Source organism: Acinetobacter sp. ANC 4654 (assembly GCF_002135425.1).
Lineage (GTDB): Bacteria > Pseudomonadota > Gammaproteobacteria > Pseudomonadales > Moraxellaceae > Acinetobacter > Acinetobacter kyonggiensis.
Genome location: NZ_NEGL01000003.1, coordinates 39,010 through 64,809, shown reverse-complemented (window position 1 = coordinate 64,809; position 25,800 = coordinate 39,010). Strand labels below are relative to the sequence as shown.

The window sequence follows — 25,800 nt, the reverse complement described above, 5'->3', positions numbered from 1 at the left end:
TGTTTGATTGTGTTGTTATATAGGAAAACCCTGCATAAGCAGGGTTTTTTATGGGGATTTTGAATTTTAAAATTTAAAGGTGGTGCTTAACTGAACGCGACGGCCTTCTTGGGTGTTGCTATAACGATTGTAGTAGCCAGTTCCTACTTTTTCATAGTCATTAAAGTCTTTGTCAAAGACATTATATAAAGCTACACCTACATCCCAATTGTCATTTACATTAAAATTAGATCCAACATGAAATAAACCATAGGATTTAAAGTCACCTAAAGTGTTGTAAACGCTCTTTTCTATAGCTGTCATGCTTTCATATGATTTTAAATAACGTGTTCTTTCACTACGATATTCACCACGTGCCCAGAGTTGAATATTGTCGTCTGCTTGCCATTTTAGGGAAGCATTCACAATATGCTCTGGTGTATCGTTCAGAGGGGGATTCCCTAAAGAATTGTCTTTGATTTCAGTTTCTGTCCACGTGTAATTCATACCAAATTTCCAAGTAGGAGCGAATTCCCAATTGAAACCGGTTTCTATACCATAGACGTCAGCTTTTTCAGCATTTACTGGTCGAGCGACGTTCCATGAATCGGGTTGTCCATTTGTTGGATGGTAGCCCATAATCCAAGGTGTCCCAATAGAAGACATGTATTTTTCACAATCTGCTTTAGACCAATTACTACCTGAAGTAATAGTAGTATCTGTATTACAGCTGAATTCTGTATTGCCAGTGACAATTTTATCTTCCACCTGACTGAAGAATGCTGTGATATTGGCATCAAAGTTTTTATTATTACTAAAATAAGTTCCAAACTCTAAATTTTTACTGGTTTCTGGCTTTAAATTAGAACTGCCAAAAAGAGGAATTCGACCTTGACCACCAACGTTATAAATACCATTGGTTAAGCGTTCTAAACGAGGTGCTTTATAGCCTTCGCTATAACCTCCTTTAAATGTCCAACTCTCATTGGCATTCCAAACTAAATAAGCTCGTGGTGTCCAAAAATCACCAAAAGTATCATGGTTGTCATAACGTAAACCCAGTGTTAAAGCCAATTGATCTGTCAATGCCCATGTATCTTCAGCAAATAAACCAATTTGTTCAAAAGAGACTTCTTTGTTTGCACGTAAACCATCTTTAATACTTGCTTCCCACCATTGTCCACCAAAAGTCATATTGTGACCTTGGATGGCTTGGGTCGTAAATTTACTATCAATGGTTGTATCTTCACTTTCTAAAAGACGAGGTGTCACAACAGTCGAACCACCTTGTGCACGAGAAGGAATTAAACGTCCAATCGTTTCTGTTTGAGTGTTGCTGATACTCGATTCAAGTGTTCCAACTTTGTTGCGCCATGTATGCGCTAAAATAACTTTATCTCGATTAAATTCTTTTGCTTCATCATATCCACCATTCGCACCTAAGGTTCCTAATTGTCCCTTACTGTTATCGTACCATTGCTCTGTTTGTTCATATTCAACAGATAAATCATGATCATCTGTAGGTGTTAGGGTTAAGCGCACACCAATGGTTTCTAAATCCGATTTAGTTGGGTTTTGCCCCATATTTAATTCTATATCTTGATCACTTTCATCCAAATATCCAACATTTGATTGATCACGTTCAGCCTTTCGTGCACGAAGTTGAATACCGAGTAAATCTTTAACAAGAGGGCCAGATACGAAAGCATCTACAGCGCGTTGATTGCCGAAATCAGAACTATTCGGAAGTACTGTGCCTTCTAAGGTGACAGCGCCTGTCCATACTGGTGAAACTTTTTTAGTAATAATATTGACTACGCCACCCATTGCATCTGAACCATAAAGCGTAGATGCAGGGCCACGAATCACTTCAATTCGTTCAATTGCTGATATAGGTGGAATAAAACTATTATTGGATTCTCCAAATCCATTGGGCGAAATATCGCCAGTACTATTCTGTCTACGTCCATCGACTAAAACTAAGGTGTATTCTGAATCCATCCCCCGAATACGAATGTTTAAACCACCTGTTTTTCCAGCAGTAGGGCTAATATCAACGCCTTCTACATCCACTAAAGCATCGGCAATCGAAGTAATTCGTTTATTTTTTAAATCTTCTGCTGTAATCACCGTGATAGAAGCGGGCGCATCCTTAATTTTTTGTTCATAACCTGCCGCGGACACCACAATGGTCGCAAGCTGATGTTTGGAAGAAGAATCTGTATCAGTATTGGCAAAAACAGAAGCGGAGGTCATTCCTAGAATAGCGATGCTAAGCGGACGAAGGTTGAACTTACTCATAAAATAGAATTCCAAAGATGGACGAGATAAATAATTGAAAACAAATAAGATAAAAAACAAACAACTTAATAGTAATGATAAAGTTTATCATTTGCAATAAAAAATATACAAAAGTGCCACTCATGGATAAAGAAGGGAGTTTTGTTTACATAAAACGTAGATTTTATTGAGGGAAAGCGTAAAAATAGTGGTTAAATTATCCTGCTTTGTATATCTTGCAATGTTGTCATATAATGTGGCACTTTCAAAATTGCAATTACTATTTCTATATCGAGGAAGCCATGCAAGTAACTTCTGAAGCGGTTTCGGGCGTTGCCCGTCGTTTAAATGTATCTGTACCGACGAGCCGTGTGAACGAGCAATTTGAAGCTCGTTTAAAACGCACTGCCAAAACTGCGAAGATCAACGGCTTCCGTCCAGGTAAAGTGCCTTTAAATGTTGTACGTCGTGAATATGGCGCAGGTATTTATCAAGAAGTTGTGAACGATGTTATTCGTGACACAGTTTTCGAAGCAATTCAGCAAGAAAAAATCAATGCTGTTGGTATGCCAAACATTGATAAAGTTGAAAACAAAGACGACGCTCTTGTTTATCAAGCAACTGTAGAAGTTTATCCAGAAGTTGAAGTAAGCGCATTTGATGCTTTGGAAATTGAACGTAAAAAATCTGAAGTTAACGACAAAGACGTTGACCAAATGATTGAAAACCTTCAAAAGCAACGTGCAGCTTGGGCTGAAACAAAAGGCATGGCTAAAAAAGACATGCAAGTGACTTTTGATTTCGAAGGCACTGTTGACGGTGAGAAGTTTGAAGGCGGTACTGCTGAAGACTTTAAACTTGTTTTAGGTTCAGGTCGTATGATTCCGGGCTTCGAAGACGGTATCGTTGGTATGAAGAAAGGCGAAGAGAAAGTGATTGATGTTACTTTCCCTGAAGACTACCAAGCTGAAAACCTTGCAGGTAAAGCTGCACAGTTTAAAATTACTGTTAAACTTGTTGAAAAACAAAAACTTCCAGAAATTGATGCTGAATTCTTAAAAATCTTTGGTTTAACTGAAGAAGAAGGCGTTGAAAAATTAAAAGCTGACGTTCGCAAAAACATGGAACGTGAAGTAATGAACGGTCTTCGTAACCAAGTTAAAGCTGCAACGTTTGATGCACTTGTCGCTGCGAACGAAGTTGAAGTTCCTGCTGCTATGTTGTCTCAAGAAATTGACCGTCAACGTCAACAAATGATCCAACAATTCACGCAACAGTTTGGTGCTCAAGGTGCGCAAGCATTTGACAGCAGCATGCTTCCAGATGACTTGTTCAAAGAACAAGCTGAGAAAGCTGTTAAACTTGGCGTATTGGTCAGCAAAGTTTTAGCTGATGCTAAAATTGAAGTTGATCCAGCGCGTGTTGAAGCGTATATCAATGACATGGCTTCTTCTTATGAAGATCCAACTGAAGTGATTGAATACTTCAAAAATGACAAACAACAACGCGCTCAAATCGAAGCTGTTGTATTAGAAGATCAAATCGTTGATCATATTTTAGCTGCTGCTAAAGTGACTGATACAGATGTTAGCTACGAAGAATTGTTGAAAGAACAACAAGCTCGCCAACAAGGCTAAGCTTGGTTAATCTAAAAAAAGGCGCATCATGCGCCTTTTTTTATGTATCGGTTTATATTCAACATGGCCTGAATTCACAATGTTTATATAAAAAATATCTGTTATTTAATTGGGAATATTTTGCAATTTCGGCAATTATCCCTCATATTGTGATTATGAGTTGAGTAACAAAAATTTAGGAATAAATAACGTATGTATGTTCCAACAATTGATAACGCTTTAGTACCAATGGTCGTAGAACAATCCTCTCGTGGTGAGCGTTCTTTTGATATTTTCTCACGTCTTTTACGTGAACGCGTCATCTTTCTGACTGGTGAAGTCGAAGATAACATGGCAAATTTAATTGTTGCTCAGATGTTGTTTTTAGAAGCAGAGAACCCAGATAAAGATATACACCTTTACATTAACTCACCAGGTGGGTCTGTAACTGCGGGTATGGCGATTTATGACACCATGCAGTTTATTAAACCTGATGTAGTGACATACTGTATGGGGCAAGCAGCATCAATGGGTGCTTTCTTGCTCAATGCAGGCGCAAAAGGTAAACGTTATTGCTTAGAAAATGCACGTGTGATGATTCACCAACCACTCGGTGGCTTCCGTGGTCAAGCATCAGATATTGAAATTCATGCACGTGAAATTCTATTCATTAAAGAACGTTTAAATCGTTTAATGGCTGAACATAGTGGTCAAGACTATGAACGTTTAGCGCAAGATACCGATCGTGATAACTTTATGACAGCTCAGGCTGCGAAAGAATACGGTCTCGTGGATGAAGTGTTAAGCAAACGTCCATAATTTTCAGATTTTAATATTGGAGTGAATATGTCCGAACATCCTCAAGGACAAAAGCATTGTTCATTTTGCGGTAAAACGCAGTCTGAAGTCGGGAAACTGATTGCAGGTGAGGACGCGTACATCTGTAATGAGTGTGTGGACGTATGCTTAGATTTAGTCCAAACCAGTCAACAAGTTGAATCGAGTGATTGGGCAACTAAGCCTTTGCCTAAACCACACGAAATTCGTGCTGCGCTCGATCAATATGTGATTGGGCAAGATGTTGCGAAAAAAACATTGTCAGTTGCGGTGTATAACCATTACAAGCGTTTAAAAGTCACTCATTCAGGTCACAAACCTGACGATGCTGTAGAACTTGCGAAAAGTAATATTTTACTTGTAGGCCCAACAGGTTCAGGTAAGACTTTATTGGCACAAACTTTAGCACGTCTTTTAGATGTTCCTTTTGCGATGGCCGATGCGACAACATTAACCGAAGCAGGTTATGTCGGTGAAGACGTTGAAAACATTGTACAAAAGCTTCTACAAAAAGCCGATTATGATGTAGAAAAAGCGCAAAAGGGCATTATCTATATCGATGAAATCGACAAGATTACCCGTAAGTCTGAGAACCCATCAATTACTCGTGATGTATCGGGTGAAGGTGTTCAACAAGCATTATTGAAAATGATCGAAGGTACGGTGGCTTCAATTCCTCCTCAAGGTGGTCGTAAGCATCCGCAACAAGAGTTCATTCAAATTGATACTTCAAATATCCTGTTTATTTGTGGTGGTGCATTCTCTGGTCTTGAGAAAATTGTGCAGCAACGTCAGGAAAAAGGCGGTATTGGTTTCACAGCAGATGTGAAGAAAAAAGACGAAACTAAAAAATTGTCTGATTTATTCCGTCAAGTGGAAGCCAATGACTTGGTGAAATTTGGTTTGATTCCAGAATTTATTGGTCGTTTACCTGTGATTGCAACATTGGAAGAGTTAGATGAAGAAGCACTCATGCAGATTCTAACTGAGCCTAAAAATGCCTTAACACGCCAATACCAATATTTATTCGGTATGGAAAATGTTGATTTGGTATTTGAAGATTCGGCATTACGTGCTGTTGCGAAAAAAGCATTAGAACGTAATACTGGTGCGCGTGGTCTGCGTTCAATTCTGGAAAACTCTTTACTTGAAACCATGTATGATTTACCAAGCCGTACCGATGTAGGTACTGTAGTGGTGAATGATGCGGTGATTAATGCTGGAGAAAAACCAGAATTAAAACCAGAACGTCAGCCAAAACCAGAAAATGAAGTTGCGCCTAAAGTAGATTTAAAGGTGATTAACTCTAAATCTGCTTAATTCGCTATTCGTCTGAAACGTGCGGAAAACTTGAGTTTTCGCACGTTTTTTATTTCCAAAAATAACATCGAGTGTTAATCTCAACTGCTAGGCGTGGACGCTTAAATACAATCGATCTATCGAAAAATGAATTGCTTAATTCGTACAAAAATAAAAAATACGCGGTGAGGGAAAATCATGCGTGCAGTCTGTATAGCCATTTGTGCAAGCTTTATTTTATTGGGATGTCATGGTAAATCTACTATTGAACATACTCAAGCAACATCAACTTTAAAACCTGTGAATACTGAACATGAACCGGGTATGTTGGAGCAATACCGTTTTGGTCTGTTTACCATCGGTGGTTGGGTTAATCAAACACCCGGACAGCGCTTCCATCCTGTACATGCACAAAATGATCAGGCTGCAATCGTGTATATGTACCGTCCCGATAGCAAATGGAATCGTCAAGAAATAGTCGCCTCCAGTCTTTTTATGAATAGTGAACGCATTCCCAGTTTATTAAATAATCATTATTACTGGGTTGAGTTACCTGCGGGGACTTATCGTCTATCGACCAGCCGTCCGCTGGGAGTGCAACATTTTCAAAAGCCGAAGTATTTAGATTTTACTGTAGATGCGGGACAAACCTATTTTATTAAATACGATGAGGAGAACCTCAGTACGCGTCGTGAAGTTTCAGGCCCTTTAATTATTGTGCCTGAAAAAACAGGCTTAAATGAGATCGCATTTACCCAGTGGAAATCTGAAAGTTTTAATTTTGTCGCAAATGATCAAAATACCGGAAAAGTACGCAAAAAAGCGCAAAAATTTAAACCAGTAAAATATGATCCAGCGGATGATGTACAGTTGACACAACCGTTTAAACTTTGGAACCCCACAACATGGTGATGGGGTTATTCTGATTTCTCATGTTGTTTAAACAAAGGCTTTAGAATTTTTTCAACGCGTTGATTCATTTCTTTTTGCGTTGCAGGATCTTGCATCATTGCAGTAGACATTTCGATACTATTACGCATGATTTCAGCCATCATTTTGCTACTTTTTTTGTTAATTGATTGTCCAATTGGTGTTTCTAAAAATTGGATATTCGCCAAAACCTCTTCTTCTGTGAAGGTTTGCATATAAACCATTTTTAGCATTTGTACAAATTTAGGGTCGGAAATGAGTTTTTGACTAAAGGAAGCCGTAACATCTGCAATTTGTTTGGCTGCTTTTTGTTGTTCAGCATTCAACTGTTGTATTTTAAAAATGTTTCTAATCACTTCTTCAGCTTGCTGGTCATAGATTGGACGCATGTCTTGTTGTGATTGTGCTAATGTTCCGCTAATGTCACTCAGTTTCAGGGCTTTCTCGACCGATGCTTCTGTGGCAGGTTGAGCAAATGTGGCGAAACTGAGACTACATAATGTGATGCTATAAAGCAGTTGGTTTAGTTTTTTCATCGTATTTTTAGTATCTATTGATTGGAAAGTATAAAAAATTAGGCAAAAAAAGCACCCTTAACATGACTTTAGCATGTTAAGGGTGCTGAAAAAAAGTAAAACTTGTTGCTTAGCCTGCTGCTGCATCTACCACAGGGATTTTACCAATTTTTGCTTGCCAGATTTTGGGTGCAGTGGCATGGATAGACGTACCATTCACGTCAACTGCAACCGATACAGGCATATCTTCAACCACAAATTTGTAGATTGCTTCCATACCCAAGTCAGCAAAAGCAACCACTTCAGCTTGACGTACCGCTTTAGAAACTAAGTAAGCAGCACCACCTACAGCCATTAGATAAGTGGCTTTGTTGTCTTTAATCGCTTCAATAGCCGTTGGACCACGGTCTGCTTTACCAATCATGCCGTACAAGCCCGTTGCTTCTAAAACTTGACGGGTAAATTTGTCCATACGTGTCGCAGTTGTTGGACCAGCAGGACCTACCACTTCATCACCAATCGGGTCGACTGGACCGACGTAGTAAATAAATTTACCTTTTAAATCTACAGGTAACTCTTCACCGTTATCTAACATTTCACACATACGTTTATGCGCAGCGTCACGACCTGTATAGATCGTACCGTTAAGCAATAAAGTATCGCCCGGCTGCCAAGAGTTCATTTCTTCTTGGGTGATATTGTCTAGGTCAACACGTTTAGAGGTTGAAGAATCCCAAGTCACAGCAGGGTAGTCAGACAATTTAGGTGCTTGAATATGCGCAATACCTGAACCATCTAACTGGAAGTGTGCATGACGCGTTGCAGCACAGTTCGGAATCATGCCGACTGGTTTGCCCGCAGCATGACATGGATAATCTTTAATTTTAATATCCAGAACAGTGGTTAAACCGCCAAGACCTTGTGCACCAATGCCCAAAGCATTTACTTTTTCGAAGATCTCGATACGGAGTTCTTCCATTTTGCTTTGTGGACCACGACGAAGCAATTCGTCCATGTTGATTTCTTCCATTAATGCTTCTTTAGCAAGCATCATGGCTTTTTCAGCAGTACCACCAATACCAATACCCAACATACCCGGTGGACACCAGCCTGCACCCATCGTCGGAACAGTTTTAAGTACCCAATCCACGATAGAGTCAGATGGATTCAACATCGCCAATTTCGATTTATTTTCTGAACCACCACCTTTGGCAGCAACAGTAATATCGACTTTGTTACCCGGTACGAGTTTGTAGTGAATCACAGCAGGGGTGTTGTCTTTGGTATTTTTACGACCAAAAGCAGGATCGGCTAAAACAGATGCACGAAGAATGTTCGAGTTTTCTAGGTAACCCTGACGTACACCTTCGTTAATTGCGTCATCTAGGCTCATGGTTAAATCAAATTTAACGTCTAAACCCACTTCAAGAAATACGTTAACAATCCCTGTATCTTGGCAGATCGGGCGATGACCTTCTGCACACATACGAGAGTTAATTAAGATTTGTGCAATAGCATCTTTTGCGGCTTTGTTCTCTTCACGATCATAAGCACGGCTCATCGCTTGGATAAAGTCTTGTGGATGATAGTAAGAAATGAACTGAAGCGCATCTTTTACTGATGTGATCAAGTCATCTTGCTTGATAATAGTTGTCATATCAAATATCTCTTGAGCGGGCTGTTAGCTAGCGGGCTAAATTATAAGATAAAAAGCAAGTTTTGTGGGTATTTTGACTGCTTTTTGGGCGAAAGTTTAATAGGCAATTTCAACTGAAGATTGATACCATTTTTATGGTGTTTTTTATCTATATCTTTTTGAAAGTTAAAATATTGTTTTTGATTATGTGAAATATGACAGTGTTGTCATAATTTTGTCATAAAATTTTTACATAATCATTTCATTAAATTTAGAGTAAAAAACACATGATTACAGCAGTTGTTTCAGTGCTTGGTTTTTCATTGTTTATCGCAGCAACGTGGTTTTACGGTCAACAAGAAGATCAGGCTTAAGCTTTATCTTCTTTTTTTTGTTTAAAAAGATTCAAATATATTCGATTTCAAATCTTCAAATCTTCAAATCTTCAAATCTTCAAATCTTCAAATCTTCAAATCTTCAAATCTTCAAATCTTCAAATCTTCAAATCTTCAAATCTTCAAATCTTCAAATCTTCAAATCTTCAAATCTTCAAATCTTCAAATCTTCAAATCTTCAAATCTTCAAATCTTCAAATCTTCAAATCTTCAAATCTTCAAATCTTCAAATCTTCAAATCTTCAAATCTTCAAATCTTCAAATTATGATCTAAATTTACGTATACTGTTTAAAACATAAGAAATTGTGGATCATGAAAAATCAGTTCGAGTCTGCGCAAAATATTATTGAAATTTATAAAAAACATGCGCGTGCATGGACGGAATTACGCGGCAATTTTCTGTATGAAAAAACATGGCTTGATCATTTTCTAGCACTGATTCCTCAACATTCTAAAATATTAGATTTAGGCTGTGGTTCGGGAAAACCAATAGCAGATTATCTGATTCAGCATGATCATAAAATAACGGGTGTTGATAGTTCAGATGTGATGATTGAAATGGCTAGGCAAAATTTTCCTGAACAGCTTTGGCTTCAAGCAGACATGCGAACCGTTGAATTAGATCAAAAATTTAATGCGATTTTGGCGTGGGATAGTTTTTTTCATTTAACACCGAATGATCAACGGCAGATGTTTAATCAATTTGAAAGATTTGCGCAGCAAGGAACGGTACTGATGTTTAGCAGTGGGCCAAGTCATGGTGAAGCGATAGGCGATCTGTTTGGCGATGCTTTGTATCATGCAAGTCTTGCCCCTGAAGAATATACAGCGTTATTGAATGATCATAGTTTTCAGGTCATAAAAATGGTCGCTGAAGATGTTGAATGTACAGGACATACGGTGTGGTTGGCGCAAAAACTTTATTAAATTCTGCTAAATAAAAATGTGGAATAACGATTAAATAATGAGCGTGTAACACAACTATTCACGTAAAAGCTCAATCGGTGAGGGTTGGGCTTTTGTGAAATGCTTAAGTGATTAATTTATATGGAAATAAAAATGGAATTTCGTGTAAGTGTTTATGTTAACTGTAGATAAACTCATTAATAATCAAATTAAAAATGTAAGAGAGACTTATGCACTCATATATTAATTCAGGAGCTGGTTTTCCTGCTGGAACTCTTGTAAATACGGATAAAGGCTTAATCCAAATTCACGAGATTAAAGCTGGTGATATGGTTTTATCTAGTCCTGAACAAGGAAATGGTTCAATTCGTGAATATAAACGTGTAATTAATACCTTTAAGGCAGAATCCGAAGAAATTTATGAGTTAATTATTAGAAAAACTATTAACCCTGATTTGGAATATGTCGAGGATGGAATTCAACGTAACATTTATGAAATGATTTATTTAACAGGAGGGCATCCAATATATGTAGAAAATAGCGTATTTGTTGAAGGGTGGGATAATGAAGGTAATATTGATCAAATCAATGCACGTAGTAATAGCTGGCAGGCTGCAAGAGATTTGAGAATATATGATCAAATTGTTGTATCAAACCCTAAACATGGTGATGGAGCAGGTTATGAAGTTGTTAGTATCGCGCCTGTACAAGATGTAAATCGTAACTATGGTTTTATTAGTGCGGCAACTGTCGATGACAATAAGCCGTTTGATACTTTAGTATATTTAAATGATGATAATTATTATATTATCGGTGGGGATATAAATGAAGGGATAAAAATTAAAAGAGATTATTTTGTTGGTCCTTATCGTCATGTAGATTATCCAAATGATTATCCTTTTTATAAGGATTTTCAGGAAAATTATGAAAAAATTATAGCCAGTGTGAGAGGTTATATAGCGGATATACCAACATTATGTAGGCCTGTTTATAATTTTGAGGTGGAAGATTATCATACCTATTTTGTTGGAGAACAAGGCTTATGGGGACATAATTGATCCTAGATAGATTAATATACCCATGCAAATGTGAAGTAAATTTATCATGCACTCCATTTAACAGAATAATATTGAGATAAATTATCCATAAAAAAACCACTCTCGAAAGAGTGGTCTTTGAAAACAATTAAACAAAATTAAGAGGCTTTGCTGGCCTTGGCTTCAATTTGTTGTTCCGCCTGAATTGCCGTCAAAGCAATGGTGAACACAATATCATCCACCAATGCACCACGCGACAAGTCATTTACAGGTTTATTTAAACCTTGCAACATTGGTCCTACACTTACGACATTTGCTGAGCGTTGAACGGCTTTATATGTGGTGTTGCCTGTATTCAAATCAGGGAAAATAAACACATTGGCACGACCAGCAACCTGCGAATCAGGGGCTTTTGAACGTCCAACACTTTCAACTGAAGCCGCATCGTATTGTAGTGGGCCATCAATAAGTAGATCAGGGCGACGTTGTTTGGCAATTTCAGTCGCTTTCGCCACTTTTTCGACTTCTGCACCAGCGCCCGATGTTCCTGTTGAATAGGAAATCATGGCAATACGTGGGTCAATACCAAAGGCTTTAGCAGAGTCGGCAGACTGAATGGCAATTTCAGCCAATTGTTCAGCGTCAGGATCTGGATTGATCGCACAGTCACCATACACGTAGACTTCATCAGGTAACAGCATGAAAAATACTGAGGATACCAATGAATATTCAGGTGCAGTTTTAATCAGTTGGAATGCAGGGCGAACAGTATTTGCCGTGGTATGTACAGCACCAGAGACCAAGCCATCCACTTGATTCAGAGCAAGCATCATCGTACCTAAAACAACTGTATCTTGAAGTTGTTCACGCGCTTGTAGTTCGTTGATTTTACCTTTGCGTAGTTCAACCATTTTCGGTACGTAGTTTTCACGAATCAGGTCAGGATCAATAATTTCAAGATCATGTGGCAATTCAATATTACGTGCTTTAGCGACTTCAACCACAACTTCAGGTTTTGCCAATAAAATACAATGTGCGATACCACGTGATTGGCAAATTGCTGCCGCTTGAATGGTACGTGGCTCGTCACCTTCGGGTAATACAATCCGTTTTTTCGCCGCAATTGATTTTTGCACCAATTCATGACGGAAAGCAGAAGGGGATAAGCGCGGTTTGTATGAGCCATTTAAAAGCAGTGCAATCCAATCGGCATTGATGTGACTAGAAACGAAACGTGTCACTTGTTCGGCACGTTCAGTGTCATCAATTGGAATTTCATTGCTTAAGTTTGCAAGATTTTGTGCCGTTTCAAATGTACTTAAAGAGGTATGCAGAATTGGTAAGCCATTTTTAATTGCGGCTTGACAGAACTCTAAAACGGAAGCATTCGGTTCGTGATGTTCAGTCAATACTAAGCCTGCCAATGGAACACCATTGCTGGTGGCTAAGCTACTGGCCAATAACACATCAATGCGGTCAGAGGCACTAATAATGAGTTCACCTGCGACAAATTTATTGAGTTCATGTTCAATATTTGATGCAATTAAACTGCTGTGTAATACCCGACGTTGCTTAGCTTCACCTTGGTTAATCCATTCTGCTGAAATATGGGCTGCCAAATCAGAGATTCGTGGCACACTAAGCGTATTACTAAAAGGGACTAAACCAATCACTGGAAGTTTTTCAGACCCAATATGTGCATGGGTTTTTTGAATATTGGCGGTAAATTTATTGGTGTCGCTAATTAAGCGTAAATTTGGATCAATCGTTACGGGAATTTCAGCAGAGTCTTCTGGTAAGCCTTTAGTACGCATGAACAATACGCCAGCCATACGGGTAGACGATACTCCACCCAAATAGCGTAATTGATTTTCGACTTTTTCAGCAGTCACTTCCGGTTTGTTAATATCGGCATTACTGACGATAATCACTTTTGCATCCAGTGCCTGAGCCAAAGCGGCATTGAGTGTAGATGCAAATGAGTCACGACTGTTTGGAACCAGACCTTCGACAATAATCAAATCATGATTTTTAGCAATTTGGCGATGTAATCGTACTGCATCTTCAAGTAACTCATCATTTTCACCTAAGTTGAGTTGTTGGATGAGCTTGAGATAAGGAATCGGTTCAACCGTTTCGCTGTTTGATAAATGGCGATACAGTGCCGTTGAACGGTCTGATTCTTGATGCGCTTCTTGTGAAAAAGGTTTAAGAAAACCTGCTTTTACACCTTGGCATTCCAAAGCGTAAATAAGTCCTAAGCAGGCTGAAGATAAACCTACACCTTCTCCAGTGGGTACCAGCAAAATTGTTTTCATAAATTTATTCTAAATAATAAAAAATTGGTTTAATCCGAGCATAAGGTTTGCGAGCACTTAAGCAATTGCAACATCTTTAGACTTTTTTGCAGCTGCTTGATTCACCTCTTGGCTCACTACATACTCAGTTTCTTTAGCGATACGACCTTCTTCATCGGTCGGAACAACCCAAATTTGAGGACCTGTTCCCGTATCGATACGACCTTCAGTGCCACGCTTTAAGTTATCGTTTTGCTCTTTACTTAAGTTGAAGCCAAAGTGAGGGAGGTATGCCAGTGTTTTTTCACGAATATAGGCAGAGTTTTCACCAATACCACCAGTAAAGAATAAACCATCAAGGCGCGGTAAGCCGCAGCTTAAAGCAGCCAGTGATTTAGCAAGGCGGTAGCAGAACACTTCAATTGCAATGCTTGCATCTTCATTGCCTTGTTCTGATGCTTCAATCAGCGTACGCATGTCATTGGATAAATCAGACAAGCCTAATAAACCACTTTGGCTATTGAGCATTTTGTCGATTTTATAAATATCCCAACCTAAGTTGCTTGCGAGGAAACTATGGAGACTTGGGTCGACATCACCGCTACGGGTTCCCATCACCACACCTTCTAATGGGGTTAAACCCATAGAAGTATCGACACTTTCACCATTCCAGATGGCGCATGTCGAGCTACCGTTACCCAAGTGCGCAGTAAGCCAACCGCCTTGTTTATAACTGCCTGCCAATTCAGAACCACGTTCTGAAACATAGGCATGGCTAGTGCCGTGGAAACCGTAGCGACGGACATTATGTTCGGTATACAAAAATTTAGGTAATGCATAACGGTATGCATGTGCAGGCATGGTTTGATGGAATGCAGTATCGAATACAGCGACTTGCGGTAATTCAGGGAATAAGCGCATGGTTGCGTCAATACCCACTAAATGTGCAGGGTTGTGAAGCGGTGCAAGCGGTGTTGCTGCACGAATACGGTCAACAATTTCAGGTGTCAGTAATTCTGCTTTGGTCAGTGTGCCACCATGTACTACACGATGACCAATGGCTTGCGGATTATAATGCGATAAGCGTTCTAAAATGGTTTCCAAAGCCTTTTCATGGTCGGCATGTGGAATTGAGAGTTCAAGTGCAGCACCACCTGCGGTAATGCCTTTAATGCGTGCTTCAGCAGAGCCTAAATTTTCTGCCAAACCAAAAATACGATCTTCACGACGTTCAGAAACAAGTGCATATTTAATTGATGAAGATCCGCAGTTAATTACTAATACTGATGTAGACACGTTTTTATACCCGAATTCTAATTGAAAGTAAGTTGTCCGTAGTGATCTTCATGCAGTACGATTTAATGCAATCTGGATCTGTAGTGATGTTTTAACATGTGTTTTTTTTCTGTCCAAGATAGACTTTAGGTGATTAGACTTAAGCACTATCGACCTGAAAACGATTAATACTTAAAATTTATCAGGTGATTGTTTTTATTTATAGTCATGTTTTGTTTGCCAAATAGGTTATTGCTTGTATAACAGTAGCATAATGTATCTGAAACCATCGAATAGGCTTTATTCTGAAGGCTTAGATTGGTATTTAATTTCTGACCAACGCACAATAACATAAGCAATTAATGCCACCATAAAAAATACCAGCATCATCCAAGCCAAGCCCTGTAAGGTTTCAATAATCGTGCGGTAAATTTCCAGTACCCAGCGTTCTTGGGTTAATTCAATCACAATTTTTTTGTCACTATCAGTATAGGTCAGTGGTGTGATGTATTTTTCCATATCATAAATACGAATGCCTGATGACGTGCCAACCACCATACCCGCAAATTTGGTGTATTTAGCCCAAGCACTATGAATCGGGTCATTGATAATACGCGCCAGAATTTGGTTAATGGACTTGGAAAAAATTTTCATGACACCAAAAGAAACCAATAATGCCAATGAAAATGTACAGATCATTAAATAATAGAACATTATGTTTTTCCTTTTATCGTTGTTTTTATGATGTTACGAAATTTAGCGCAGGGATATTGTAGTGACTGTGTTCAGCCTCATGCTTGAAACTGAACATGGGTATTTTAATGGGTTAAAGGCGCTTATTGGCGAATTTGACCATCACCGAAAACCACCCATTTTTGTGAGGTAAGACCTTCGAGTCCAACAGGGCCACGGGCATGAATTTTATCGGTTGAAATACCAATTTCGGCACCTAAACCATATTCAAAACCATCAGCAAAACGCGTAGAGGCATTGATCATCACCGAACTTGAATCGACACGCGCTAAGAACTGGCGGGCAAGGCTATAGTTTTCAGTAATAATGGCATCGGTGTGATGTGAACCATATTTATTGATATGCTCAATGGCTTCATCAATGCCACTCACCACTTTAACGGCTAAAATTGGACCTAAATATTCGGTGTACCAATCTTCTTCGCTGGCAGGTTTTACCATTGAACCGAGTATGCGCTGTGTTTCGCGGCAGCCACGAAGTTCAACCTGTTTTTCTGCATATAATTCAGCAATGCGTGGCAAAAATTCTTCAGCTACTTTTTCATCGACCAGCAAGCTTTCCATAGCATTACACACACCGTAACGATGCGTTTTGGCATTTAGTGCAATTGGTAAGGCCTTTTGCAAATCGGCTTGTGCTTCAACAAAAACATGACAATTGCCATCCAGATGCTTAATCACAGGAATACGCGCTTCATTGCTAATTCGTTCAATTAGACTTTTACCACCGCGCGGGACAATGACATCGACATATTCAGACATGGTAATCAGATGTCCGACTGCTGCACGGTCTGCCGTATTCACCACTTGTACCGAAGTTTCAGGTAGTCCAGATGCTTTTAAACCATGTTGAATGGCTTGGGCAATGGCTTTATTCGACTCTAATGCTTCAGAACCACCACGCAAAATAATGGCATTGCCTGACTTTAGTGCCAGTGATGCAGCTTCTAAAGTGACGTTGGGACGTGATTCGTAAATCATCCCCACAACACCTAAAGGTACGCGCATTTTGCCCAACTGAATACCTGAAGGGCGATAGGCTAAATCGGTGATTTCACCAATTGGGTCGAGCAAATTCATGACATCTTTTAAGCCATGTAACATGTCTTTAAAGCGTGTGGGAGTAAGCTCTAAGCGATCAAGTAATGCACTGTCCAAATGGCTGTTACGACCTTTAGTCATATCCATTTGGTTCGCAGCTAAAATTGCAGCTTCACTGTCTTGTAAAGCAGTGTAAATTGCAGATAAAGCATGGTTTTTAGTTTGGGTAGAAGCGCTTGCCAACACGCGAGAAGCTTGGCGTGCTTGTTGTCCTACCGTTTGCATATATTGTTCAATTGAATCTTGCATAGCGGTTTGATCACTTAGAAATTACACCTTTGATAGTAACAGTCTGGAACACGACAATGAAGCATCTCGCTTGAAAAAAAATCTTAGAACTTTTCACGCGGTTAATATTTTGAAATTCTTTTTGTTTGTAAATTTAGATGAGTGGTGATGGAATAAGTTGCACGTGAAATCATCCTCTGTATAGAATGAAAATATAGGGACATAGACGTCTGATAATTAAAGCCAAGAATGGATGCAGTACAGCGCAGAAATTCTATATATATTTTCTTGCAAAATAACAATAAGGCAAGGATGGAGGAAGGGATATGAATTCCATGATCCAAATGGACGCGGAAGTACAACAATCAAATATGGACGTTGGTTTTTTTGATCTTTATCATCGAAACAGTTTTAAAGCGCCTGCACGTACCACATGGATTGATGGCTGGAAAATTGAATATATGGCGATTGCTCAGCCTGAAACGATGCACAATACGCCCATTGTGATTGTGGGTGGGGCATTTCAAAATTTTAATTCTTATAAATACTGTGTTGAGCAGTTGCTGAGTGCAGGTCCAATCATTTTAATTGATTTACCTTCAATGGGGGCAAATCAACAAATCAGCAACCGCGATACGGGTATTTCAGCCGGAACTTTAGAATTACCCGATTTAGCCAAAATGTTAGGGCAATGGCTCGATATCGAGAACCTTTCCAAAGTTTCCGTGATGGGTATGTCACTGGGGTCGGTGGTGGCTTCGAGTTTTGCTGTGCAACGACCAGAATTGGTAGATCGCATGATTTTGATGGGGGTGATGCAAAAAACCCGTAAAAGTTGGCGGATGTTGCTTGAAGAATCCTTGCATTTGATGAAAGAACAACGCATGGATGAGTTTGGTCAGGCGGTGATTTTATATTTGGTCAATCATGCCAAAATGGATAAAACGCGCATGTCCCCTACGGCAAAGCGTTTGTTTTTTAGGCAGATGGCGGAGTTTACTACCACTGAGCAAGAGCGCTATGAAATTAACTGTAATCGGTTGTTGCGTTTAACCGATGTGCCTATTCCACAGTGTAAAGTGCTGGTGGCATGTGGGCAATATGATAGTTTTACTTTGCCCCATGAAAATGCCAATTTTGCCTTGCAATGCCCAGAGATGGAATTTGCCATGATTGCCAATGCCGATCATGTGCCACAATTACAACGTCGTAAAGAAACCATGAGTTTATTTGCGACCTTCTTACAAGGTCTATCCATTCACAATGTGGAAGGCATTATTCCCATGACACGGGCGCAATTGCTCACCTTAGAGCGTCGTGGAGAAGAGCGGATTGCAGTACAACAACCGATGACACTATTGACCCATCGTCATTCAGATTTGCAACTGCCGACCCAGATTATTGATTTAAACTACTTTGGCATTTTACTTGAATTTACTGAAGGTTTGACGGCACAAGCGCAACAATATCCACGTGATTTGGCTTTGCATCTGGAAGATGAAGAAGGTCAATTTAAAATTGAATGTTTAATTTTTGATGTAGGTGCAACGCAAATTCGTGCTTTATTTAAACATGGTAGTTTTGAGGTGGCAGAGCGCTTAATGCGTTATATACAACGGCAAAAAGAAGCCGTTGCGGTATTGGAAGCGGTGAGTTGATTTTTTCAATACAGCATAAAAAACAGCGTTAATCAACGCTGTTTTTTATGCTGGCATGAATCATCCAAACTAAGTCTCCTAGATGTTCATCGTTACAGGATAAAGAGGATGTCTGATGGTCAAAATAGAGTTGCGGTTGAGTAATATTGACCTGTTCAAAGCCTGCTTGTTGGAAAAAACTTTGTGCCTGTTGAGGGTGAACGAAGTGAAAACTAAAAGCGCTACGCGACATCAATTTCAGTAATTTACTGCAACCCCAAATAAAATTGGCTAATTTATTTTTGACTGGCTCAGGGTAGATATCTGTGAGGTAATGCAATTCTTTGAAATTTTTGCCGTAATTTGAAATGGCATGAAGTAATTGTAACAACATGTTTTTATTGAAGTAGTTAATTAAACCTTCGCTAATTATCACCAATGGGCGAGTAGGATCAAAGACTTGAAATGCTTGTTCGAAGTCCGCAGTGAATAAATCGACTGATAAAACTTCGGGGCTAGTGCAATCAATTTTTTGGAGAGCTTGGGTTTTAACTCTCGCCATATCAGGTAAATCAAGTTCACGATAATCAATGTTGGGGAATTTTTGGCGGAAATTCCATCCTCGCGGTGAAAGACCACTGGCGATTTCCAGCACTTGTAAGTCAGGGTGCCGCTCAATCAGTTGAATAAGGTGTTGGTCAATCATGCTGTGGCGTTGTTTCAGCGTAGTACGCATGCTGCCACCGACAAATTTTTCCGCCCAACTTTCTAAAGGGTGAACCAATTTTGCCAGCATTTTACCCTTAGATGTCGCAAAAACAGGGTGAGAAATCCCCATGCTGTACCAAATATAGCCCGTATAATGCGCAGTAAATGAAATATGTCGATGTTCTGAAAGCTGTTGTGTCATGTCATCCTGACCTTATCTGTTTTTTTAGTTTTAAATGTAAGTTGCTTCGATTTTTTACTTTCATCACGGCTTTTTTTAAATCTCTTGTGCAAGATAAAATGAGCCAAGCAATTTAAAAAGTCTGTGACTTTGTTTTTTATTATCATAAAGAAAAAGGAACACCTTGTCGTGTTCCTTTTGTCGCATTAATTAAATGATTTTTTAAAGTTTTCGATATTGTCTTTCACTTTTTTCCATTCAGCACCTAATTCAAGGGTTTGACCCACAGTGATGGATGGGATTTTTCCACGCATACGTTCCAAGCGTTGTTGGTTGGGTAGGGGGAGTTGCTGCATACCTGCTAAAGCAGTACACGCTGCTGAACGGTCATTACAGACTAAGCCCATATCACAACCCGCTTTGAGTGCAGCTTGGATACGTGCATCTGCACCACCGACCACACAGGCAGCTTGCATGGTTAAGTCATCAGAGAAAAGTACACCCTCAAAGTTCAATTCTTGACGTAAGACTTTTTGAATCCAATAAGGTGAGAAACCCGCTGGATTTGGGTCGACTTGATCGTAAATCACATGCGCTGGCATGAGTGCATCAAGTTGCGGCATGAGTTGAATAAACGTCTGCATATCTTTGTGATAGATTTCGTCATACGAACGTGAATCTACAGGTGCTGCAACGTGAGAATCGGCCTTGACTGAACCGTGACCGGGGAAATGTTTTCCTGTATTTGCCATACCCGCACGTTTCATACCTGCTAAAAATGCACGGGCAAGTGGCACAATATCTTGAATATTTTGGGCAAATGCACGGTCACCAATCACATCGCTGACATCATTTAAGTCCAATACGGGTGCAAAGCTAAAGTCAATCCCCACAGCAAGGACTTCGGTTGCCATCAGCCAACCACATTGTTCAGCTAAAGCAATGGCTTGTTCAGGGTCAGTCAGATAGCGTTCACCTAAACGACCCATTGCAGGAAGCAAGGTAAAACCCTGTTTTAAGCGTTGCACGCGACCACCTTCTTGATCAACGGCAATTAAAATATCGGGTCTTACACGACGCATATGATCTGTTAAAGCACGAACTTGTTCTGGTGATTCTATATTTCGAGAAAATAAAATCATGCCGCCTACTTGCGGTGCTTGTAATAGTTCAATATCTTCTTGAGTAAGTTCTGTGCCAGCGATGTCTAGCATCAATGCGCCAATCATATCGGTGTCCGTGTGGGTATTTTATAAAGCAAAAACAATACCTGAATTCTGCAATGATTTGCTACATTTTGACAGTACAGAATATGATAAAACTACACGACATACACATATTAAGTTGTTTAAGAATTTGAATATACTCAATTCATGCTGAAAAACAACGTTGTAATATTGGTCAAAGACCAAGGAAGTACGAATTATTTATGAAACTTCAAACATTAGCTTGTGCCGTTGCAATTGCGACAGGTGGATTTTTCTTTTCCCATGTAATGAACGAGGCAATTGCAGCCAATAATACCGTTGCAGCGCCTGAAACCATTCAATCGACACAAGAACAAGCACTGGTATCACGCCAATTGGCAACATTGGTTGACCGTCAACATTACTTAAATATGCGCTTAGATGCCAATACCTCTAATCGAATTCTTGATTTCTATTTAGATAGTTTAGATGCAGATCATTCATTATTTTTAGCTTCTGAAGTTGAACAGTATAAGAAAAATTATGGTTCAACTTTTGGCGCTGCATTAAAAGCAGGGGATTTATCGGGTCCTTATTTAATTCATGCCCAATATCGTGAGCGTTTAAAACAGTTCTATCAATTCATGTTGGCTGAATTGAAAAAACCACAAAATTTAAAGCAAAGTAATGTTTATATTGAAACAGATCGTGAAAAAGCACCTTATTTTAATTCTGTAGAAGAGCAGCATAAACATTGGCAAAAAATGTTGGTGTCGCAGCTGATTAACTTAAACATTAGCAAAGAAGAAGAGGCTGCCAAACAAAAAGCATTAAAAGATGATCCTACTTTAGCCAATGGACAGGATTTAACCAGTCCAGAAGATTTAACACCTGTCCAAACATTGACCAAGCGTTATACGCGTCAACTTGAACGTGTCAGTCGTGTGAAAAGCGATGATGTCTTGGACAAAACCTTAAATGCGATGATGTTGACCTATGATCCGCATAGCAACTATTTTCCACCTGTAGATGCGATGGAGCTGAACCGCCAAACCACTTTGCAATTAGAAGGGATTGGGGTTTCAATTCGTCCTGAACGTGGCAACGAAGACTACACCAAGATTGAAACGATTGTTGAGGGTGGCCCTGCCAGTAAGTCAGGTCAAATTAAATCGGGTGATCGCATTATTGGTGTTGCGCAAGATGGCGACAAAATGGTCGATGTCGTGGGCTGGTCAAGTGGTGAGGTGGTTGGTTTAATCCGTGGTAAGCGCGGCACAAAAGTCAGCTTACGTTTATTGGGTGCTGGTGCATCAATGGGTCAAGCGCGTACCGTGAGTTTGGTGCGTGATGTGATTCAAGAAGAAGATGCGGGTGTACGTTCACGTACAGTTGATATTAAGCGTGATGGTAAAAATTATACTTTTGGTGTGATTGAAATTCCATCTTTCTATTTGAACTATCGTGCGCGTCGTGCAGGCACAGAATATCGTTCAGTATCTGAAGACACCAACAACGCACTAAAATCTTTGGCTGCAAAGAATGTTGAAGGGATTATTATTGATTTACGTAATAACCCAGGTGGTTCACTTGAAGAAGTTGCACGTATGTTGGGTCAAGTGATTAAGACCGGTCCAGTGGTACAAATACGGGATGGCAGTGGTAATGTCAGCGTATTTGAAGATGATGATGGTGGCACACAAACCTATGCAGGTCCTCTGGCGGTAATGGTTAATTTGGCTTCAGCATCTGCGAGTGAAATTTATTCAGCTGCAATTCAGGATTATGAGCGCGGTATTGTGATTGGCAGCACAACCACAGGCAAGGGTACAGCACAAGTTCAATTGGACACCTTGGCTTATGGTCAAGCGACTTTAACGCAGCGCAAGTTCTATCGTGTTACTGGCGGTAGTACTCAAAATAAAGGTGTTGTACCAGACATTAAACTCGTTGATATTTACAATGAAGAGTTTGGTGAGCGTAAGGCAAAAAATGCCTTGAAGTGGGACACTATTCCAACGGCACCCTTTAAGCGCGAAGGTTCTGTACAACCTTATGTACAAAACTTAGCCCAGTTATCACAACAACGGGTGGTGAATGATCCGCAATTTAAATATTTAGAACAGCGTAAAGCCATTGCTAAAAAAACCGATGAGCAAAAACGTGTTGTACTGGATATTGATCAGCGTAAAGCAGAATTGAATGCGTTAGAGCAGCAAACCTTAGAGTCAGAGAATCAACGTCGAGTTGTGACAGGACAAAAACCGTATGCTAACTGGGAAAGTTATCAAGCCTCAATTGATGCTTTGATTGAGTCTCGTGCCAAAATGAAAGCAGCAAAACGACCTGCTTTAGCTGAGGAAGAAGTATTTGTGACTGAGTCTGCTCAAGTTTTATTGGATTATGCTAAATTACAATCGACTCAAGCTTCTGCTCAATAGAAGGGTTGATTCAGCATTGTTTATTTAAATGTTAAAAAATCAGTCAGTTCAGCTGACTGGTTTTATTTGGCGGTATATCAGTTATTGTAGGTTGCATAAGCGCGGTTTGATGTTATAAAGGCAGATAAAAAGAGACAGCAATTTTAGCGATTTTTTTAAATAAATTAGAGTTTTTGTTTGATTTTTGAGCTTGGTGGATGGTGACTTTAACTATTAGAAACATGAACGGAGTAGGGTTAATTGAAAAAAGTTTGATCTATGTTTGCTTAATGAAACACCTAAATTAGAAATAAAAGTAGATAGCGTAATTACCACTTGACCAAAATGAAATAGTATAAGATTCTTATTTTGATCGATTTTTTATATAAGTACTTTTTAGAGGCGAAAAACTTTCGTGAAAGGGTAATTGATATTAATAATGCGGATTAAAACAAAAATATAACCAATACGGAAGCTGAATATGATTCATATACATTATGATTTTAGCCTCATTGTAGGTTCTATTATTGTTGCTATTTTAGTTTGCTATTTAGCAATATCGATTGAACAATTATTATTTCGTGAGCTGTTTCAAAAGTATAAAAAAATTCTTCTTGTGATTAGTGGCTTTGTTTTAGGTGCTGCCATTTGGTGTACGCATTTGGTTGGTATACTGGCCAGCCATTTACCAGCAGCTTACTCTTCTGATTACAGGTTTGTTTTTGTTTCTTATATTATTGCATTTATTGCATCTACCTTCGCTGTGTGGTTAATCACCAAAGAAACATTGCCTTTTATGCGCCTTATTTTGGGTGCACTCTTGATGGGGCTCGGTATTTCTGGAATGCACTATGTCGGAATGATGGGCTTAGTGTTGGGTCAGCATAAAATACACTACGATCCATTATTAACAGTTTTTTCTGTTTTGATTGCCATTAGTGGATCTGGCTTAACTTTATGGCTGACTTTTAAATATAAAAATGCGGTCTATAAACTGATTCATATTAAACTCTACCTTGTATTGATGATGGCTTTTACCATTGTTGCTATGCACTATACAGGTATGGCTGCAATGTCTTTTAATTCTATCCATACCGATCAACTGGTTTCGAATTATCAAACGGGACAAGGATTAATTTTATTTACAATCGTGTTTATTAGTAGCTTAATTTTAGTTGCTACATTTTGTGTAGCCGTATTAGAACAACGCTTAGAAGCACGTAATAAACAGTTATCTAAAGTCAATCGTGAGTTAGCCAATCGAGCAGTGGAAGATAATTTAACCAAGTTGCCTAACCGTTTATTCTTAGCCGAATATTCACATTTTTTATTTACTGAGCATCGTTATCGCGATGATAAAATTGCCTTTCTTTATATTGATTTAGATCGCTTTAAGGCAGTGAATGATGTTTTTGGTCATCATGTGGGTGATCAACTGTTGGTACTGCTTGCTACGCGGATTCACAGTAAACTCAAAGCAAATGAAAAGTTGCTGCGTATCGGGGGGGATGAGTTTTTGATGGTGCTGGAAAGAGCAACCATTGACACTGCTAGCGAAACCGCAGAAGAGGTATTGGGATGGATACAAGACAGTTTCTTAATTGCGGGTAAAGAAATTAATATTTCGAGTAGTATCGGCATCGCAATGTATCCAGATCATGCCAATAATTTACAAGATTTATTAATTAATGCTGATGCTGCAATGTTGACATCAAAAAATCAGGGCAGAAATACCTATTCATTCTTTAATTTCACAGCCGATCAACAAGAAGCGAAAAGCCAAACTAAACTGATTAATGATTTATATAAAGCAGTAGAAGAACAACAATTTGTGCTGTTTTATCAGCCTAAATTTACCACCAAAAATCGTGAAATTTGTGGCGTAGAAGCACTTATTCGTTGGAATCATCCAAATTTAGGGCTTTTGCCACCCAATATGTTTATTCCTGGTGCTGAAAAAACTGGACTGATTATTCCAATGGGTTATTGGGCACTCGAGCAAGCTTGTAAACAAATCCAAATTTGGGAGCGTAATGGTTCAAATTATTTCCCTGTGGCTGTAAATTTGTCTGCGGTACAATTTGAACACAAACATCTATTTTCAACGCTTGAAGGCTTATTTCAAAAGTATCAAATTAAACCACATCATTTGGCAATTGAAATCACTGAATCTACCGCGATGCATCATATTGATGCCAGTATTCGTTGTTTTAACCGTTTGCGTCAGATGGGGATTAAACTTGCCATTGATGACTTTGGGACAGGACATTCTAGTTTTTTGTATTTAAAAAATTTACCTGTTGATGAGTTGAAAATAGATCGAGAATTTATTAAAGATCTTGCTGTTGGTTCAAAAGATGAAATGATTTTAGCCAGTATTATTCAATTGGCAATTAAATTAGGCTTGGTGGTCACAGCAGAAGGGGTAGAAACGCCATTGCAGGCGGAGATCTTAACCCGTTTAGGATGTCAGCAATTGCAAGGGTATTTGTTAGGAATGCCCGTGAAGGTTGATCACTTAGAAGAGATTAAATATACATTTTCAAGTTAAGATAGATGTGCTTTGAACAAGTTTAGCTCATT

At 39.1% G+C, this 25,800-nt stretch carries 18 protein-coding genes; 9 read left to right on the top strand and 9 right to left on the bottom strand.

Features of this window, described 5'->3' with window-relative positions; genetic code table 11:
• Window positions 1-66 precede the first annotated feature (66 nt).
• A complete protein-coding gene (locus B9T24_RS06135; RefSeq protein WP_086164977.1) occupies window positions 67-2,280 on the bottom strand; it encodes a TonB-dependent receptor domain-containing protein in 2,214 nt (737 codons plus the stop codon).
• Between the two features lie 281 nt (window positions 2,281-2,561).
• Here B9T24_RS06135 and tig point away from each other — a divergent pair, with 281 nt between their 5' ends.
• The 4 genes from tig to B9T24_RS06115 all read left to right on the top strand — a co-directional run bounded on the left by tig (window position 2,562) and on the right by B9T24_RS06115 (window position 6,923).
• Window positions 2,562-3,896 (top strand): trigger factor, encoded by a 1,335-nt coding sequence (tig, locus tag B9T24_RS06130; RefSeq protein WP_086164976.1) that lies wholly within the window; start codon window positions 2,562-2,564, stop codon window positions 3,894-3,896.
• A 192-nt stretch (window positions 3,897-4,088) separates the two neighbouring features.
• Window positions 4,089-4,694 (top strand): ATP-dependent Clp endopeptidase proteolytic subunit ClpP, encoded by a 606-nt coding sequence (clpP, locus tag B9T24_RS06125; protein ID WP_004649780.1) that lies wholly within the window; start codon window positions 4,089-4,091, stop codon window positions 4,692-4,694.
• A gap of 27 nt (window positions 4,695-4,721) precedes the next feature.
• Complete coding sequence (clpX, locus tag B9T24_RS06120; protein WP_086164975.1) at window positions 4,722-6,032, top strand: ATP-dependent protease ATP-binding subunit ClpX; 1,311 nt, start codon at window positions 4,722-4,724, stop codon at window positions 6,030-6,032.
• Between the two features lie 177 nt (window positions 6,033-6,209).
• Entirely contained in the window at window positions 6,210-6,923 is a 714-nt protein-coding gene (locus tag B9T24_RS06115) for a DUF2846 domain-containing protein (protein ID WP_086164974.1), read from the top strand.
• Between the two features lie 5 nt (window positions 6,924-6,928).
• Here B9T24_RS06115 and B9T24_RS06110 read toward each other — a convergent pair whose 3' ends face one another.
• Window positions 6,929-7,477, bottom strand: coding sequence for a DUF2059 domain-containing protein (locus B9T24_RS06110; protein ID WP_086164973.1), 549 nt, complete (start codon window positions 7,475-7,477; stop codon window positions 6,929-6,931).
• A gap of 109 nt (window positions 7,478-7,586) precedes the next feature.
• Entirely contained in the window at window positions 7,587-9,113 is a 1,527-nt protein-coding gene (locus tag B9T24_RS06105; protein ID WP_086164972.1) for a fumarate hydratase, read from the bottom strand.
• 687 nt (window positions 9,114-9,800) lie between these two features.
• Between B9T24_RS06105 and B9T24_RS06100 the strand changes: the two genes are divergently transcribed.
• A complete protein-coding gene (locus tag B9T24_RS06100) occupies window positions 9,801-10,415 on the top strand; it encodes a class I SAM-dependent methyltransferase (RefSeq protein WP_086164971.1) in 615 nt (204 codons plus the stop codon).
• Between the two features lie 209 nt (window positions 10,416-10,624).
• Window positions 10,625-11,452: a hypothetical protein gene (locus B9T24_RS06095; RefSeq protein ID WP_086164970.1), complete on the top strand. Its 828-nt coding sequence runs from the start codon at window positions 10,625-10,627 to the stop codon at window positions 11,450-11,452.
• Between the two features lie 137 nt (window positions 11,453-11,589).
• Here B9T24_RS06095 and pta read toward each other — a convergent pair whose 3' ends face one another.
• From pta to B9T24_RS06075, 4 genes are all read right to left on the bottom strand, one after another.
• Complete coding sequence (pta, locus tag B9T24_RS06090; RefSeq protein ID WP_086164969.1) at window positions 11,590-13,749, bottom strand: phosphate acetyltransferase; 2,160 nt, start codon at window positions 13,747-13,749, stop codon at window positions 11,590-11,592.
• A gap of 57 nt (window positions 13,750-13,806) precedes the next feature.
• Window positions 13,807-15,024, bottom strand: a complete 1,218-nt coding sequence (locus B9T24_RS06085) for an acetate/propionate family kinase (RefSeq protein WP_086164968.1) — start codon at window positions 15,022-15,024, stop codon at window positions 13,807-13,809.
• Window positions 15,025-15,303: 279 nt separating this feature from the next.
• Entirely contained in the window at window positions 15,304-15,717 is a 414-nt protein-coding gene (locus B9T24_RS06080; protein WP_086164967.1) for a hypothetical protein, read from the bottom strand.
• A 122-nt stretch (window positions 15,718-15,839) separates the two neighbouring features.
• Complete coding sequence (locus tag B9T24_RS06075; protein WP_086164966.1) at window positions 15,840-17,105, bottom strand: glutamate-5-semialdehyde dehydrogenase; 1,266 nt, start codon at window positions 17,103-17,105, stop codon at window positions 15,840-15,842.
• Between the two features lie 305 nt (window positions 17,106-17,410).
• On the opposite strand from B9T24_RS06075, the gene B9T24_RS06070 reads away from it, so the two are divergent.
• A complete protein-coding gene (locus B9T24_RS06070; protein ID WP_086164965.1) occupies window positions 17,411-18,742 on the top strand; it encodes an alpha/beta fold hydrolase in 1,332 nt (443 codons plus the stop codon).
• 28 nt (window positions 18,743-18,770) lie between these two features.
• Here the strand turns inward: B9T24_RS06070 and B9T24_RS06065 are convergent, their stop codons facing one another.
• Window positions 18,771-19,631 carry a class I SAM-dependent methyltransferase gene (locus B9T24_RS06065; RefSeq protein WP_086164964.1) on the bottom strand — a complete coding sequence of 287 codons (861 nt, stop codon included), beginning with the start codon at window positions 19,629-19,631 and terminating at the stop codon, window positions 18,771-18,773.
• A 185-nt stretch (window positions 19,632-19,816) separates the two neighbouring features.
• Entirely contained in the window at window positions 19,817-20,839 is a 1,023-nt protein-coding gene (gene nagZ / locus B9T24_RS06060) for a beta-N-acetylhexosaminidase (RefSeq protein ID WP_086164963.1), read from the bottom strand.
• A gap of 200 nt (window positions 20,840-21,039) precedes the next feature.
• On the opposite strand from nagZ, the gene B9T24_RS06055 reads away from it, so the two are divergent.
• Window positions 21,040-23,238, top strand: a complete 2,199-nt coding sequence (locus B9T24_RS06055; protein ID WP_086164962.1) for a carboxy terminal-processing peptidase — start codon at window positions 21,040-21,042, stop codon at window positions 23,236-23,238.
• 460 nt (window positions 23,239-23,698) lie between these two features.
• Complete coding sequence (locus tag B9T24_RS06050) at window positions 23,699-25,768, top strand: putative bifunctional diguanylate cyclase/phosphodiesterase (RefSeq protein WP_086164961.1); 2,070 nt, start codon at window positions 23,699-23,701, stop codon at window positions 25,766-25,768.
• The last annotated feature ends 32 nt before the right edge of the window (window positions 25,769-25,800 follow it).